The organism is Solwaraspora sp. WMMD1047 (assembly GCF_029626155.1).
In the GTDB taxonomy this organism is placed as follows: domain Bacteria; phylum Actinomycetota; class Actinomycetes; order Mycobacteriales; family Micromonosporaceae; genus WMMD1047.
This window is the reverse complement of the sequence record NZ_JARUBL010000002.1, coordinates 1-16572: the sequence shown is the minus strand read 5'-3', so window position 1 is coordinate 16572 and position 16572 is coordinate 1. Positions and strand designations below refer to the sequence as shown.

Annotated in this window: 11 protein-coding genes and 2 CRISPR repeat arrays; of the genes, 10 read left to right on the top strand and 1 reads right to left on the bottom strand. The window is 67.1% G+C overall.

Annotation, left to right across the window (positions count from 1 at the left end):
- Positions 1 to 122 precede the first annotated feature (122 nt).
- Positions 123 to 1172, bottom strand: a complete 1050-nt coding sequence (locus O7627_RS37125) for a phosphotransferase (protein WP_278098087.1) — start codon at positions 1170 to 1172, stop codon at positions 123 to 125.
- A gap of 265 nt (positions 1173 to 1437) precedes the next feature.
- Between O7627_RS37125 and O7627_RS37120 the strand changes: the two genes are divergently transcribed.
- From O7627_RS37120 to cas2e, 10 genes are all read left to right on the top strand, one after another.
- The gene (locus O7627_RS37120; RefSeq protein WP_278098088.1) at positions 1438 to 2226 is read left to right on the top strand and encodes a helix-turn-helix transcriptional regulator; all 789 of its coding nucleotides are present in this window, start codon (positions 1438 to 1440) and stop codon (positions 2224 to 2226) included.
- A 10-nt stretch (positions 2227 to 2236) separates the two neighbouring features.
- Positions 2237 to 3463, top strand: a complete 1227-nt coding sequence (locus O7627_RS37115) for a M20/M25/M40 family metallo-hydrolase (RefSeq protein WP_278098089.1) — start codon at positions 2237 to 2239, stop codon at positions 3461 to 3463.
- Between the two features lie 1024 nt (positions 3464 to 4487).
- Positions 4488 to 5129: direct repeats of the CRISPR family, unit length 28 nt; unit sequence GGACCACCCCCACGGCCGTGGGGAGGAC.
- A gap of 147 nt (positions 5130 to 5276) precedes the next feature.
- Positions 5277 to 8018, top strand: coding sequence for a CRISPR-associated helicase Cas3' (gene cas3, locus O7627_RS37110; protein WP_278091429.1), 2742 nt, complete (start codon positions 5277 to 5279; stop codon positions 8016 to 8018).
- Positions 8019 to 8427: 409 nt separating this feature from the next.
- On the top strand, positions 8428 to 9906 hold the full coding sequence (gene casA / locus O7627_RS37105; protein ID WP_278098090.1) for a type I-E CRISPR-associated protein Cse1/CasA: 1479 nt from the start codon (positions 8428 to 8430) through the stop codon (positions 9904 to 9906).
- On the top strand, positions 9903 to 10583 hold the full coding sequence (casB, locus tag O7627_RS37100) for a type I-E CRISPR-associated protein Cse2/CasB (protein ID WP_278091430.1): 681 nt from the start codon (positions 9903 to 9905) through the stop codon (positions 10581 to 10583). The genes casA and casB overlap by 4 nt, the downstream gene beginning before the upstream one ends.
- A complete protein-coding gene (gene cas7e / locus O7627_RS37095) occupies positions 10580 to 11722 on the top strand; it encodes a type I-E CRISPR-associated protein Cas7/Cse4/CasC (RefSeq protein ID WP_278091431.1) in 1143 nt (380 codons plus the stop codon). The genes casB and cas7e overlap by 4 nt, the downstream gene beginning before the upstream one ends.
- Positions 11719 to 12477 (top strand): type I-E CRISPR-associated protein Cas5/CasD, encoded by a 759-nt coding sequence (cas5e, locus tag O7627_RS37090; protein ID WP_278091432.1) that lies wholly within the window; start codon positions 11719 to 11721, stop codon positions 12475 to 12477. Before cas7e ends, cas5e begins: the two co-directional genes overlap by 4 nt.
- Positions 12474 to 13094, top strand: a complete 621-nt coding sequence (gene cas6e / locus O7627_RS37085; RefSeq protein WP_278091433.1) for a type I-E CRISPR-associated protein Cas6/Cse3/CasE — start codon at positions 12474 to 12476, stop codon at positions 13092 to 13094. The genes cas5e and cas6e overlap by 4 nt, the downstream gene beginning before the upstream one ends.
- Positions 13091 to 14047, top strand: coding sequence for a type I-E CRISPR-associated endonuclease Cas1e (gene cas1e, locus O7627_RS37080; protein ID WP_347404625.1), 957 nt, complete (start codon positions 13091 to 13093; stop codon positions 14045 to 14047). The genes cas6e and cas1e overlap by 4 nt, the downstream gene beginning before the upstream one ends.
- A gap of 7 nt (positions 14048 to 14054) precedes the next feature.
- Positions 14055 to 14387 (top strand): type I-E CRISPR-associated endoribonuclease Cas2e, encoded by a 333-nt coding sequence (gene cas2e, locus O7627_RS37075; RefSeq protein ID WP_278091435.1) that lies wholly within the window; start codon positions 14055 to 14057, stop codon positions 14385 to 14387.
- An 18-nt stretch (positions 14388 to 14405) separates the two neighbouring features.
- A CRISPR array of direct repeats spans positions 14406 to 16517; the repeat unit is 29 nt; unit sequence GTCCTCCCCACGGGCGTGGGGGTGGTCCG.
- Positions 16518 to 16572 lie beyond the last annotated feature (55 nt).

The window sequence follows — 16572 nt, the reverse complement described above, 5'->3', positions numbered from 1 at the left end:
ACTTGCCTTCTAGCTCACCTACAAAGGTTGGGCCGGGGTCGATAGACGACAAACGGACGTTCCCTGCCCGCGGCGACGCATGTCCCACCGGAGCGGCACCTTGACGTCTGGGACTCCGGCGGCTACGGCTGTGCCGAGAACGCGTCCTCAACCTCGGCGCGGTGCTCAGTCCACCAGCCCAAGAACGCTTCGCTGGTCAGGAACAGCGGGTCGCAACTGTGATCGCCACGGTCGTAGTGGAAGTCCAGGTGCCAGAAGTCGGACATCCTCTTCCACCACAACCGTCGTACACCGTCCGCGAGGTCATCCACCGGGAGTGGGACGACAGCGCGGTAGCCGCTCACAAATGCGGAGGCGCGCGCCAGGTCCAGTCGACCCTGTTCGGCGCCGAACACAATCGTCACTGTGCGCGCTACCTCCTCAGCCAGCGGGCGGACCCGGATCCGGTCCCAGTCGATCACCGCGCGGATAATGCCGTTCAGCCAGATCACGTTGCGATGTTGCATATCCCCATGGGTCCACCCGATCCGACCCTGGACGAGCGCGCTCGCCGGCCGCAGCTCCGCGTACTTGTCAATGAGGACCCTGCGCCGGTCGAGCAGTTCGACAACCGCCTCGTCGAACGACGTGCCCCCGCTCCGGGCAGCGGCCTGGAAGCGATCCAGCTCGAGCAGGGCAGCAGCCGGCTCGATGGTCCGACCACTCAGCTTCGCCGGTGCCGCGGGAAGCCCTACACGCCGACCTATCCGGTCGAGCCGGTCGTGGACCTGCCCGAGCACCTGCCCGAACTGGCGCGCTTGGTCGAGCGTCAGGTCGGGGCCCGCTAGGTGGTCGCCCTCCAACCAGGGCAACAGGCAGTAGCCGCGATTGCCCACCTCGACCACCGGATCCCCGGCTGCGCCGAGGACCGGTGGACACGTCGGCACGCCCTCGCCGACGAGAGCCGTCACGACTCGGAGGTTGCGGCGGGCGGTCGCCAACGGTACGTCGATGATCTGTTTCAGGGCGTAATCTCCGCCGCTGGCGGTGACGCGCCAGTTGCGGTTCATCAGCCCCGCAGGAAGATATTCCTGGCCATGGATGTCGCCAATACCGAACGCGGCAGCGAGATGTGACAAATCGCCGTTCAGATCAGGATGTGCGGGCGTGCCAGGGGCGACGGTCTCAGGCATCGCCGCAGGATAGCGGGGCGCAAAGATCGACACGCGCACCGCCGCTCCCGCGACCGGGTCGTGACCGTCAACCGATTTCGCGTACCGCAGACTGGGAAGCCGAAGTTCCACCGGACGCGACCAAGACTCGCAGCGACCTGCGCATTGAGAGCAGACCAGGCACCAGCCAGCGGCAGAAACTCGAACCACTCTTGCGATGCCGAACCCATCCAGACATCCTAATACAAAGAGTAACGCCAGGCATGCGGATAGTGAGGATCTGCTTGTGGTCACATCGCGGAATCTCCAGCAAGAGTCGCCGCTGCGCAGCGCCCGCAGGCATCACAACTGGACCCTTGAGGACGTCGTCGCCAGGATCGACGCGCGTGCTCCAGGCGGCGGGACCGGCGTCACGCCAAGCCTCCTCTCGTCCTGGGAACGCGGAAAGATCAAGACGTCCCTGCGGTACCGGCAGTTGCTCTGCGACCTCTACGAACTGCCGCCAGAGGTGCTGTTCGCCCATCAAGATCAGCCGAGTCCGAATCCGACAGGAGTGGGGATCCCCGCTCCCCGGGTGCTCCGCACGCATGGCGAACTTCTCGGCGCGATGATCCACGTCGTGCGCGGCGCACGACACTGCCTCGCGATCACCGGCTCACGCTCCCGCGGCGGCCCCTACCTGCAGGCGGTAGAGGCGGCGCTCGCCGAACACCCCGACCTGGTCCACTACCGTGTCCTCTACGGCCCGCCCCACCACCGGGCCACGCATGACCACCTTCTGCGACTCCTAGAGCTACGGGATCCCGCGGAGCGGACCAACGGGGTCAAGACCCTGCACATCGGCCTGGTCGACCCGGTCGCCGCCCCCGAACGATTCATCGTCAGCTCGGATAACGCCGCCGTGCTCCCAGTACCGTCGTTAACCACAGCAGAGGCCTTCGACACGGGGCTCCTCCTCGGTGCAGACGCAGCGGTCGGACTGGTGCACCATGTCCGAGAGGCATACGCCGGCGCCCGACGCGTGGAAACCATCGACGCCGTGCGAGCGCTGCCGATACTGAACGCGGGTGGCTAGGGAGGCGCGGGTGCACGCCGAGGCTGTCGCAGAGGCCAAAACGGCCGCCTACGAAGACCTGTCCTCAGTGCTGGACCTAGCCCAGACGCTGATACGCACTCCAAGCTGTTCTGATCACGACGCCTACGAGCCGGTGTTGAAGATCTTGGAAGAGTGGCTAACCGAACGAGGTCTGGACAGCCGACGACTACACGACGCCCACGGCGCACTAGTGGGGATGACCTGCATCCTGGACACTGGCAGGGCAGGACCAATGTGGGTACTGGACGCCTGCGCGGACACCGCGCCCATTGGAGACGAGACCACCTGGTCCTTTCCACCACTGGCAGGGGACATCGTCGATGGCTGGCTCAGGGGCCGTGGCGCGGCCGACTCCAAGACCGGCGCCGCCATCTTCTGTCACATCGCCCAACGACTCGCACGCCCAATCACCACGGGACCTCATCACCTGGTCGGCAGCCTCGCGCTCCTATTCGACGTGGACGAACACAGCGGCGGCTTCGGTGGCGCGCGAGCCTTCTTCGCCGGGCCGGGACGGCAGGCAGCAGGCGTGATGATCGGCTATCCCGGCTCAGACCATGTCGTCGTCGGCGGACGTGGGGTTTTCCGGGTCAAACTCAAAGTCCGGGGCGTAGCGGCACACTCCGGCGCTAGCCGCCCGACAGCCTGCAACGCCCTCGTCAAGGCCGCAGCACTGATAGCCGCGCTCGACGCCGCTCCGCTCCCATCGGACCCGGGTCAAGGGTTCCGAGCCGCGCCGAAGCTCACCGTGACGTCCGTCAACGGCGGTTCCGGATTCACCGTCGTACCTGACACATGCGAGATCGCCGTAGATGTTCGGCTCACGCCGACGCTGGACGCGGCGGGCGCGGCGCGACTCATCCAGGACACAGTCATGTCCATCGACGCCAGGCACCCTTCACCGGAGCCGACCGCCATCGAGGAGGTCACGATGTGGCCGCCGTACCGACTGACCGGTACCCAGCAGCCAGCCGCTGCTCTACTCCAAGCCGCCCACGCGGTCGGCGCGCGACCCGTGACGAAGGTCGCGGGCCCTTCCAATATCGGGAACTACCTATCAGGACTGGGTATCCCCGCGACCGCTGGCTTCGGGCCAGACTATGAAGGTCTGCACGGCGCGGACGAGCGGGTCGTGGTTGCCTCGATCCCGGCAGCGCAGGCCTCGTACCATCTCGCGGTCCAACGTCTGCTCACACAAGACGACGACTACATGTAGCAGATTGCCACCCTCTTCGTAGCACCAACCTGCCAACGACCCCTCTGGTTCCTGAATGCACGACCCTGCATCATGAAGTTGGGCTATCCAGCAGAGATGCGGTTAGGTCACCGCAGCGCAAGTACGTGATCACAGCCATGCGCCGGGGTCAAGTTGAACCCACGGCGCCCCTGAATGGCATCGCCATGCCTCTAACGGCAGGAGAACCGCCATGCACCCACGGCCACCCCGACAGGCTGCCGTAATTCTCGACTGCGACAACACCCTCATCCGTACCGACAAAACATGGCGCAGGGCCTACTCCACGATTGCTAATCGCTACGGGCGCACCCTCTCCTCTGCAGAACGCGACAGCCTCGTCGGCCTCGGCAAGGAAGCCCTCGGACACGCACTCGGCCAGATACTCGGCCGCCCCGAAAACGGTACCGAACTTGGCGAAGAAGTTTACGACCTGGTCGCCAATAACCTCGGAGACCCCATCGTGCCCCTACCCGGCGCGGTCGACCTCGTCCTAGCACTCAACGCCACCAGACGCCCCCTCGCGGTCGCATCCAACTCCCCGGCAGCGATCGTCAAACGCTACCTCACCAAAATCGGCCTCCCCCGAGCCTTCGACACCATCATCGGCTGCGACGAAGTAGACGCGCCCAAGCCCGCACCGCACATCTACCTAGCCGTCTGCGCCCGCCTCGCTGTCGCGCCCGAAGACGCTGTAGCGATCGAGGACTCTCCGACCGGGGTTGCCGCCGCGCGCGCAGCCGGTATGTACGTCATCGGCGTACCATCCAAACCGGGATCCACGCTCGCGGCGGACGCTACCTACCCGAGCCTCGCCGACCCAAGGCTGCGCCGCGCGCTTTACATCCCTGATCGCAACCATCTGAGCTTCGCCAGGATCGACGCGCCCGGCGGCGGGACCGGCGTCACGCCAAGCCTCCTCTCATCCTGGGAACGCTCGCCCGTTGGAGGACGAGGTAGTGGAAGGCTTCCCATCCGGCCACGTCGGACCGTCCTTGATCGCCAGCGGACCACCCCCACGCCTGTGGGGAGGACGCCGGCAGCCGGCTACTGGCGGCGTTGCGGGCCGGACCACCCCCACGCCCGTGGGGAGGACCGCTCAAAGTCCCCGAGCGTATTCGACCCCCTTCGGACCACCCCCACGCCCGTGGGGAGGACGCAACAGGTGAGTGCGCCCAGGGAATCCCCTCCGGACCACCCCCACGCCCGTGGGGGGAGGACCGGTTGCCCGCGCACTTGGAGTCCCTCGCGGACGGAGCACCCCCACGCCCGTGGGGAGGACTTGTGGGCGAGCTGGCCGCGGTGGCGGTGGCATGGACCACCCCCACGGCCGTGGGGAGGACCGACGGATCGCCTCCCGGCTGGTCTTGCGATCCGGACCACCCCCACGGCCGTGGGGAGGACACAACACCCCGGTCGGGCTGGCGCCCGACGCCAGGACCACCCCCACGGCCGTGGGGAGGACGCGCCCGACCTCAACGACACCGCAGCCCTCGGCGGACCACCCCCACGGCCGTGGGGAGGACGCCGACCCCGACGCCGCGCTCGACAGCCACGGCGGACCACCCCCACGGCCGTGGGGAGGACTCCGCGTCGACGGTCCCTGCGCGGATGAGCCCCGGACCACCCCCACGGCCGTGGGGAGGACACTTCGCGACTTGGGACTTCACTGCTGGGTGACGGAATTGGATCGCCAGGGGCGTCGAGCGGAGATTGTCGTACCCGTGTGCTCTGCTCTTGCCCGCAATCGTTCCGCTCGCGTCGGTGAGGCCGCTGTATGAGTCATGAGGCAATTGTGGATCTTCGGATCTGGGGTAAGGAACGAGGGCTCGCCTCGCCGTATCCGTTGCTCTGGCATTTGGTGGATACAGCAGCGGTGGCCGGAGCCCTTTGGGATGGTCACCTGACCGCTGGCCAGCGACGGTTCGTCGCCAGCGGGATGGACGTCGATGAGGGTCACGCCCGGCTCCTCGTCATGCTCTGGGCCGGGCTTCACGATCTTGGCAAGGCGAGCCCGGGTTTCCAGGTGCAATGCCAACGCGCCTACGAGCCACTTCGTGCAGATCCAGCTTACGGTCTTGTTGCCGGCGGGCGGGATCTCGGTCATGACATGGCGTCACAGCTTGCGTTGGTCAAGCTACTTGGTCAGGATCGGCCGCAGGTGGGTCCGAGGAGCGGGCAGCCCGCATATCGGGTGGCGCAGATGCTTGGTGGTCATCATGGTCGGTTTCGGAGCGCCCAGCATCGTGACTTGATTGCGGGACGGCTTGGCGGGGGCAGCTGGGCGTCCCAGCGGAGCGCATTGTTTCGGACGATTACGAAGGCTGTAGGAAGCCCTGCCTCTCCGGAGCGCGTCGATCCGCGCGTCGCGGTCCTGGTCACGGGGCTGATCATTCTGGCTGACTGGCTCGCGAGTCAGGAGCACTATCTACGTGGTCAGTTGCTGTCTGTCCCCGCCGATTCGTCGGTCGAGGTCGTCGCGGCCCATCTGGCCGGTCTGTGCGGTCGGGCTACTCGGCTCCTCGATGGCGCTGGGCTGGGCGTCCCGATCCTGCGACAGCTAACTTTCGAGGAAGTCTTTCCCTTCAGACCCAACGCCTTGCAGCGGTCTATCCGTGACGAACTGCTGCCAAGGGTCGATGGGCCGGGTCTGTTGATCGTGACTGCTGCGACCGGCGACGGGAAGACCGAAGTGGCATTGATCGCGGCACGAGAGCTAGCCGAGGTCTCCGACGCCAGTGGCTTCTATTTTGCCCTTCCCACGATGGCTACCGCTGACCAGATGTACAAGCGAGTCCGGGAGTTCACGAACCGGGTCGCGGATGGACCTGCGGCGGTGACGTTGCTGCACAGTCTGTCCTGGTTGAATGCCGCGTACGAGGGGAGTCCGAAGGACGAGCCGCAGGGCGACAGCGATGTCGCTTCGAGCGACAAGTACACCTTGACGGCTGCGCCAGACTGGTTGAAGGGGCGTAAGCGCGGGCTGCTCGCTGGTTTCAGCGTGGGCACAATCGATCAGGCGCTGATGGCCGCGCTCGCTACCCGGCACAATGCGTTGAGGCTGCTCGGTCTGTCCGGCAAGGTCTTCATCGTTGACGAGGCGCACTCGTATGACGACTACATGCGTGCGGTTCTCTGCAAGCTCCTCACCTGGCTCGGTTCGATGCGCTGCTCGGTGATTCTGCTCTCCGCGACTCTGCCTGCCAGCCATGTTCACAGCCTCGCCGCTGCGTACCGACGCGGCGCAGGCCTCCCTCCAGTTCGCCTTGGACCCGTTCCCTACCCGGGATGGGTGTTCGTCCCAGCCCGCTCTGGTGGGTCATCGATTACCATCTCAACCGAGGCGCAGGCCGCTGTCGCAACCGGGCGACGCATCCCCCTGCGGCTGGATATCCGGCCGGTGCGTCACAGCAGCGGTTCCGAGACCAGCGATCCGTCTGACCGTCGGGCCGTGCTGGAAGCCGTGCTTACCCCTCTCGTGCGGGACCGCGGATACGCGGCCGTGGTCTGCAACACGGTCGATGACGCGCAGCAGACCTACGAGATGACGCGAGAGTGGACTCGGGATCGGGCCGAGGTCTACCTTCTGCACTCGCGATTCCCGTCCGGGCAGCGCGAGGAGATCACCCAACGAATCGTCGCGCTCCTCGGCAAGGACAGCATCGAACGGCACAAGAGAGTAATCGTCGTCGCGACTCAGGTGATAGAACAGTCCCTCGACCTCGACTTCGATCTGGTCGTCAGCGATCTGGCGCCGCTGGCCCAGGTGCTGCAGCGCGCGGGTCGCTGTCATCGACACGCCCGGGCGCGGCCGGCCTGGGCGCGAACACCCCGTCTGGTCATCCTCGACCCGCACCACGATGGCCGTTACGCGAAGCCACGCCGCTGGGGCGACGTCTACCACGACTACCTGCTGCGGGCGACGCACCTGCGGCTCAGCGGTGTGGAGACGATCCGGATACCCGAGGACGTCCAAGAGCATATGGAAGCCGTTTACAGCCCGACCGGCATCGTCGACCCCCAACTCAGGGACGAGCACACCGACTATCAGGTGGATGAGATGGTGGGTCGGCAGGCGGCCGAGTTGTGGACTATCCCAGACCCAAGCAGCCTCGGCGACCTTTCCCTCCTCAGCGAGTGCGAGGTCGCCGACGGGCAGGCGGCGACACGGCTGGGAGCCGATTCGGTCCGGGTGCTCTGCTGCTATCTCGACTCCGACGGTAGGCAATGGCTCGACCCTCACCGCCGGCATCCGTTACCCCATCACGGATCCGGCCTCGATGGCCGATATCAGCCTGACGACATCCGGTCGCTGCTCAAGCTGAGCATTCCCGTCCGAGAGTCCCTGATCAGCGGCTACAAACCCGACGCCGAGCGACCCGCACGATGGGACAAGACTCCATGGCTCAGCGAGCTCCATCCTCTCTGGTTCCCGATCGGACCCGCCGGAACTCATCCGATCGAGATCGGCGGTCGCCTCGTCCACCTCGACCGGGATCTCGGCCTGATCATCCGCAGAACGACCGGCCACAGGTGACGACCAGTTGCCGGCATCGCAGAGTGCTGTACTCTGTGGACGCGCGCCGCTAACCACCCATTGCCTTTCCAGGAGGTCCGAATGCAGACCCGAGCCGGGCTCGGCCTAACACTCAAGTTGCCGCAAACCACCGTCGTCCTCGTCATCGTCCTGGTGGTCCACCTCATCGTGCTAGGCATCGCCAGCGCGTAGTCCTGGCAGGGGCTGGCCGACAAGTTCCTTGTCGGCCAGCCTGCCCTCACGACCGTGAGGAAGATGACGGCAGACCGGTAGCGGCTCCACCAATTGCCGGCGCACCCCCACGAGCATGGGGAACCATCCGCAGCATATGTCATCCATCCGACAGGTGTCTTGGAGCGTCCGAACGCTTGCGGCACTGTCTGGCAGTCCTCCGCTCCGAAGGGTGAACATGGTCTCCGCCTCGTTCGATCTCCTCGTCGAGCCCTGGCTCCCCGTTCGTGCGGGTGAGCAGACGGTCTCGGTCGGACTCCGTGAGCTTTATCTACGTGCCCATGAGTTCGACGATCTTGTGGTGCCGGTGCCGCCGGCGGCGTCGGGGCTCTGGCGGATCCTCTACGCGATCACCGCTCGGCTCACCGGCTTGGACAAGCGGAGCTCCTGGGCGGAGCGTCAGGGTCATGTTCTCGATCGGCGGCGCTTCGATCCGGAGAGTGTGACCGCCTACTTTGATCAGTACCGGAACTCCTTTGATCTGTTCCACCCGGAGCGGCCGTGGTTGCAGGATCCGCGTCTGAGGTCGCAGTGCGCGAAGACGTCGGGTGTCAACAAGCTGGTCTTCGGCCGGCCAGCTGGCAACGCGCAGGTGTGGTTTGGGCACTATAACGACCTTGCTCCGCTGCCTTTGCCGGCAGCTGAAGCGGCGTGGCACCTCGTCGCTCAGCTCTACTATGGCGCTTCAGGTCGTTGCACCAGCCGGGAGGTCGACGGGCAGAAGTTCGCCAACAGCAACGCCGGACCGCTGCGATCGGCGATGTCGTACCACCCACTCGGCGGAGCTCTTTTCGAGTCTCTCGTGCTTGGCGTTCCCGGGGAGCACACGGCGAACGATGAGCCTGACCTGTGTCCGTGGGAGCGCCCTGCCCTGCTGGACCCACTAGCTCCGCCGCCAGCGCTGACTTGGCCCGGTGGGCTGTTGACCGGCCGGTTTCAGCACGCCGTCCTGTTGGTTCCCGACGAGGATGGCCGGGTCGTCACCGATGCGTACCTCACCTGGGGTAGACGCACGCCTCCGATGCAGACGCCTGATCCTTACGTGATTCGACGGTTCAGCAAGCAGGGCAGCTGGTACCAGCTGCCGGCCGACGGTTCTCGAGCGCTGTGGCGGGATGTGCCAGCGCTGCTCTGCGACATCACAGACGAAAGTCAGCGCCCGAGGATCCTCGTGAGCGCCCAGGATTTCGATGAAGGTGAGCAGCGTGTCCGCGCCTTCGGCTTCGACCAGGACGGCCAAGCCAAGGATAGGCAGTGGTTCACCTCGGTCACCCCACCGATCTTACGCTGGATGATCAAGTACGACGAAGAGGCAGCGGTTGAGAGCGTGACCGTCGTCAAAGCTGCGGAGGATGTCGGCAACGTGCTGGCCTACCTGATGAAACTGGCCTGGCAGGAGTCAACCGATGTCAAGGACCGGGTCGGGCCGTGGGTGGCTCGGGTGAAGACCCATTACTGGCCACGAGCAGAAGACCTGTTCTGGTCGCACCTGCACAACCGGACGTGGGCCACTGCCCGGAAGTCATACCGACAGCTCGGGCACGAGGCCATCGACTGGGCGACCAATGGCGAGGCTCACCTTCCCCGCTTCGCTGCCGCCATCGACAAGGCACACCACCGGCTCACCGGTAAACGCCAGAAGGGTAAGGCGAAGTGAGTACCGACACCGCGACTCCCTTGTCAATCGACATGATTGACAAGTTCGTCCAACACGTCATCGGACTGTGCGCGAACGTTCCGGAGCGGCGCTCCTCGTTGCGTCGTGGGCTCGGGCGACCACCGGAGCAGGCGTACGGCATGCACGCCACCGTCGCCCGCTGGCTGCCCCGCCAGAGCGACCGGGCGCAGGAGTACGCCCTGTACTCCGTAGCAGCCATGATTGCTGCTCAAACCCGCAGCGGTCAGCGCGGATCGGCGACAAGAATCGGCCCTGACGATCCGGCCACGGATGCGCCCGACAGCGATATCGAGGACGGCCTGGGGGACGTCGGGAACGGTCCGGAACTCGGCACCGCCCGCCAGCGGCTCTCCAGCAGGCCCAGTATCGGCACTGCGCTGGCCCGGGCGGTGAATGCTACGGCGGCAAGCCGAGGTCGTATCAGCCGCACAACCGCGGAGAAGCGGCTGCACCTGCTCGTCAGGCAGGACCTAACCGGGGTGCATCGGCAGCTACCCGGCCTCGTCCAGCACATCCGGTCCGTGGAAACGGCCATCGACTGGGTTCGGCTCATTGACGACCTGCGCAAGTGGGATCAGGAACGTGAGCTCGTCGCCAAACGGTGGCTACAAGACTTCTACCGCACTCTGAATCCCGAGAACGAGGAGCAAGCATGACCCCGGCCCGATACATCGATATTCACCTGCTCCAGAGCATCCCGTACGCCAATCTGAACCGCGACGACCTGGGCTCGCCCAAGTCGATGACCTTCGGTGGCGTCGAACGTACCCGGGTTTCCAGCCAGAGCTGGAAGCGGGCGGTCCGGCTCGCGCTGCAGGAGTCGGCCGGTGAGCAGGCGCTGCGCACCCGCCGGGTGCCGATCGAGGTTGCCTCGCGGCTGCGAAGCAAAGGCTGGTCCAAAGACCTGGCGACGTTCGCCGGTCAGCAGGTGGCGGCGAGCATCACCAGCAAAGGACTGGGGCTGGAGGCCAACGGCGGAACCTCGGTTCTGCTCTACCTGCCGGCATCGGCCCTTGACGACCTGGCCAGGATTTGCGAGGAGAACCGGGACGACCTCAGCCACGCCCAGACAGCCAAGCCGAAGACGGGCAAGTCGTCGACAAAGTCGGACCCGATCCTGCCACGTGACGAGGTCACTCGGACGATCAGTGGCCGCAACGGGGTCATCAACCTCTTCGGCCGAATGCTCGCCGACGTGCCCACCGCCCACGTCGACGGCGCGGTCCAGGTCGCTCATGCATTCACCGTGCACGGCACGAGCGCCCAGGTTGACTTCTTCACCGCCGTCGACGACCTGAACGAGGCGGCGGACGAGACCGGCAGTGGACACATGAACAGCGCCGAATTCAGTGCTGGCACGTTCTACCGCTACGCCTGCGTCAACCTTCACGACCTGACGCGGAACCTCGAGGGCGAGAAGGCGCTCGCTGCCGAACTCGCGGCAGACTTCCTCACGAACTTCATCAGTGCCATACCAGGCGCGAAGAAGAACTCCACCGCCGCGTTCACCGTCCCGGATCTCGTCTACATCGCGGTCCGCGGCGACCGCCCCGTCTCGCTCGCCAGCGCCTTCGAGCCTCCGGTGCGGGCACCCCTGGACGGCGGCTTCGGTCCGAAATCTCGGACAGTACTGTCCGAGTACGCCGGCCACATCTACCGGCTAATCGGCGAAGACGGACTCGTGCATCACGCGCACGCCCTGACCGACGAGAAGGGCCTCGATCATCTCGGCGAGCTGACGCCATCCCACGCCGCTTTGGTGAAGAACGCCATCGCACGGGCCGGGTTGCGGTGACCGGGCTGCTACTGCGGCTCGCCGGGCCGCTGCAATCCTGGGGCGATCACAGCACCTTCTCCACAAGAGACACCCGCGCGTACCCGACCCGGTCGGCCCTCATCGGATTAATCGCCTCCGCGCTGGGCCGGCGCCGCGAAGAGCCGATCAGCGACCTGACCGCCCTGGCCTTCACCATTCGGGTCGACCGAGCTGGAGCCGTCCTACGCGACTTCCACACCGTTGGCGGCGGCCTCGCCCGTGATCAGACCGTACCCACCGCTGAGGGAAGCCGCCGAGGTCCCGGTCAGGGCACAATCGTCTCGCACCGCTACTACCTCACCGACGCCGCTTTCACCGTCGCGATGACCGGTCCGCAACCGCTCGTGGACGCAATCGCCAATGCCCTTGACCGACCAGCCTGGGCTCCCTACCTTGGCCGCCGATCCTGCCCAGCCGAAGCGCCACTGCTGCTACAGGTGACGCCCGGCGATCCGGTGCACGCCCTGTACCAGTCGGTGCCGATGGCCCGGCCACCGGTGACCGGCGATACCGTACCGGTTGACTTCGTCCTCGAAAGCCCACCACCCGGCAGGGAAGACGCGTCGCAACTGACCGCCAACGACGTGCCACTCGACTTCCATCCGCACCGCCGACGCTACCTGTCCCGGTCCCTCTGGATAACCCGACAGTCCCTACCAGCCGACCTCTGCGTCGGACTGGGCGACCGCTACCTCACCGCACTCGCCACGTATCTGAAAGGAGCACCGGCGTGAACGCCTGGCTGATCCGAATCGAACCGGATCTCCGTAACCGGTCCGCCAGCCAGGACCTACGGGACATCGTCGCCATACACCAGCGGGTGATGACGCTCGTACCTGACGGCCTCGGACGCGACCCCCGACAGCGAGCCGGCGTGCTGTTCCGCATCGACCAGGAACCGACAGGTCCGGTCGTGCTGGTGCAGACCACCCTGCAACCAGATCCGAGCCGACTACCCCCACGCTACGGCCACGTTGACACCAGAGACATCGGCCCACTCCTCAAAGCAATCCACCCAGGGATGCGGGTCCGATACCGACTCGCGGCGAACCCCTCCAAACGGGCGATCACCGGACCACACGCCGGCAAAGTCGTGCCGCTGTCCGGCCCCGACGTAGAAGCGTGGTGGATCAAACGCGCCGAGACACACGGACTCGCCCTCGAACAAATGCACACCCACCCCCAGCCATCGATGATCGGCAAGGCCAAACCGATCCGGCACGCGGTGACACGATTCGACGGCACAGCCGTCGTACGGGATGTCGACCTGGTACGCGCCGCCGTGCTCGGCGGAATCGGACGAGGCAAATCGTTCGGCTGCGGCTTACTCAGCCTTGCCGCCGCCCGGTGACCGGCAACGCGCGACGACGTCTGGCTGCGCCCACCCTCGCGATGCTCCCCAGAGTCGCGGACTCTCTCAGCTTTCTCTACGCCGACGTCGTCCGAATCGTCCAAGACGACACCGGCGTCTGCGCCCAAGTCGAAACCCCAAGAGGCGTCGAACGCGTCTATCTCCCCACCGCCGCTGTCAGTTGCGTACTCCTCGGCCCCGGCACCTCCATCACACACCGGGCGCTGTCCACCTTCGCCAGACACGGCACCACCGTCGTCTGCGTCGGCGCTGGCGGAGTACGCAGCTACGCGGCCATCACCCCCGCCGGACTCACCACAAGCTGGCTTGAGCGGCAAGTCCGATGCTGGGCCGACGACACTCAACGACTGGCAGTCGCCGTGCGCATGTACGAACGCCGGTTCGGAGAAGCCGTCCCCGAAGGAACATCACTCGCCCAACTCCGCGGCATGGAGGGACAGCGAATGAAGAAGCTTTACCGCCTACTCGCCGAACACCACCGGACCGGCAAGTTCCGCCGCAATTACGACCCAGACCAGTGGGAAACGCAAGACCCGGTCAACCTGGCCCTCTCGTCCGCCAGCGCATGCCTCTACGGCGTCGTCCACGCCGCGACACTCGCCCTCGGCTGCTCACCGGCGCTCGGCTTCGTACACAGCGGCACCCAACACGCCTTCGTCTACGACATCGCCGATCTCTACAAAGCCAGGGTCACCGCCCCACTGGCCTTCTCACTCGGCAACTCCACCAATCCGGAACGCGACGCCCGGCGCAAACTCCGCGAAGAGTTCCGACTCCTCAAGCTGATGCCCACGATCATCACCGACATCCAGCACCTCCTCGACCCGGACACGGTCCGCCCAACGCCAGAACGGGGCGCCGACGTGGTCTCACTCTGGGACCCAGAACTCGGCGAGGTGCCTGCCGGCGTCAACTACGGCAGCGAGGACTAACCGCCCCATGGCCTCAATGGTCGTCCTGTCCACCACCGCCGTACCCGATCACCTACGCGGCGCCCTCAGCCGATGGATGATCGAGATAACCCCCGGCATGTTCGTCGGCACCCTGTCAGCCAAAGTCCGAGACGAACTATGGGCAACGGCAGCCGCAGTCGTCGGCGACGGAGCCGCCGTGCTCATCCACCCAGACAACACCGAACAGGGCTACTCGATCCGAACCGCAGGACAACGCCGACGCCGACCCGTCGACTTCGACGGCCTCACCCTGATCGCCATGAACCCAATGGAACCGGCGAACACCATAACCGAGGAAATCTGGCCCGAGGGCTGGTAAACGCCCAGGTCGCGAAGGGTCCTCCCCACGGGCGTGGGGGTGGTCCGAGAGCCGCGCCGCGCCGCGCGGCGACCGGGCCGTCCTCCCCACGGGCGTGGGGGTGGTCCGCGGGCCATCAGGTGGCATTCCTCGGTCCACGCGTCCTCCCCACGGGCGTGGGGGTGGTCCGCCCCGCACCGAGGTGCTGTGGTCCAACCGGCCGTCCTCCCCACGGGCGTGGGGGTGGTCCGCAGGCTCAGGCGGTCATCGACGAGATCCTCGAGTCCTCCCCACGGGCGTGGGGGTGGTCCGCTGGGCCGGCCTATGGCGCTGGTCGACCACCCGTCCTCCCCACGGGCGTGGGGGTGGTCCGCCGAAACGGCGTACCGGCGGGCCATCGCCGGCGTCCTCCCCACGGGCGTGGGGGTGGTCCGCCGACGTCGTCCGCGAGATCGTCGACCGGCTCGTCCTCCCCACGGGCGTGGGGGTGGTCCGATGGAGGGCGGCCAGCGAGGTATCAGCCCAGAGTCCTCCCCACGGGCGTGGGGGTGGTCCGGCCCTCGTCGCGGTGGTCGCCGCGGCGCTCACGTCCTCCCCACGGGCGTGGGGGTGGTCCGTCGGCGCGCCGCTGCAGGCGCGCCATGGCGGCGTCCTCCCCACGGGCGTGGGGGTGGTCCGGCGGCAACCGCCATCTCGGGCTTGCCGGCGTTGTCCTCCCCACGGGCGTGGGGGTGGTCCGGTCGACCCGTCCACCATCCACGGATACCGCAGGTCCTCCCCACGGGCGTGGGGGTGGTCCGGTCCCTGACGCCACCTCCCCGCCGCTCAGGGCGTCCTCCCCACGGGCGTGGGGGTGGTCCGGACCGGCGCGGCCGGCGCGTCTGGCGGGAGATGTCCTCCCCACGGGCGTGGGGGTGGTCCGCCGCAGCCCCCACAGCCACCGCTCGCGGATGCGTCCTCCCCACGGGCGTGGGGGTGGTCCGGCGTCTGCGCGGAAGTTGAGTGCGAGAGGGACGTCCTCCCCACGGGCGTGGGGGTGGTCCGGCGCTCAGCGTGTGCGTACCCGCCGACAGCACGTCCTCCCCACGGGCGTGGGGGTGGTCCGCTAGTGGACGTGACCGTTGTGGTCGCCACCTAGTCCTCCCCACGGGCGTGGGGGTGGTCCGCCGCCGGCGGACCGCTGGTACAACCAGCCAACGTCCTCCCCACGGGCGTGGGGGTGGTCCGGCGGCCCGCGCACTGGGCATCTCCACCCGGGAGTCCTCCCCACGGGCGTGGGGGTGGTCCGGTGCAGATGTGGCTGTCCGGCGGTGCGGTCGGGTCCTCCCCACGGGCGTGGGGGTGGTCCGGACCAGATGACGGCGGTCGCGGAGGCCGTGGCGTCCTCCCCACGGGCGTGGGGGTGGTCCGGCCAGCATGAGGCCCATGTAGATGTCGGGCTCGTCCTCCCCACGGGCGTGGGGGTGGTCCGACGCTAATCCGTGGCGCCAAACTGCCGGAGGCGTCCTCCCCACGGGCGTGGGGGTGGTCCGCCGTGGACGGCCACCACCTCCGGCGCGGTCACGTCCTCCCCACGGGCGTGGGGGTGGTCCGGGAGTCGTCCTGCTCCCACGGGTCGGCGTTCTGTCCTCCCCACGGGCGTGGGGGTGGTCCGACGGGCGGGTCGAGGTCATCCAGGCGCCACCGGTCCTCCCCACGGGCGTGGGGGTGGTCCGCACCCGGGTGATGCCGATCGGCGGTTGGAGCCGTCCTCCCCACGGGCGTGGGGGTGGTCCTACCCGGATCGCAGCGTGAACACGAAGTACTTCGTCCTCCCCACGGGCGTGGGGGTGGTCCGCGCGAGTTCGAGCACATCCGGATCGGCCGGGAGTCCTCCCCACGGGCGTGGGGGTGGTCCGCCGGGTGGCGGGGTCGTACCCGGGGGCGGAGAGTCCTCCCCACGGGCGTGGGGGTGGTCCGGCGGCGATGCTGCTGGCTCTGGCCGGCGGCGGGTCCTCCCCACGGGCGTGGGGGTGGTCCGTACACGGTTGAGCAGGCAATCAGCATCGGCGGGTCCTCCCCACGGGCGTGGAGGTGGTCCGGTGTCCTCCCCACCGGTCCAACTCGACACCGCCGTGAAGAAGTCCTCCCCACGGGCGTGGGGGTGGTCCTAACCAGGTGGCCGGCACCGACCGGGGCGCACGTCTGTCCTCCCCACGGGCGTGGG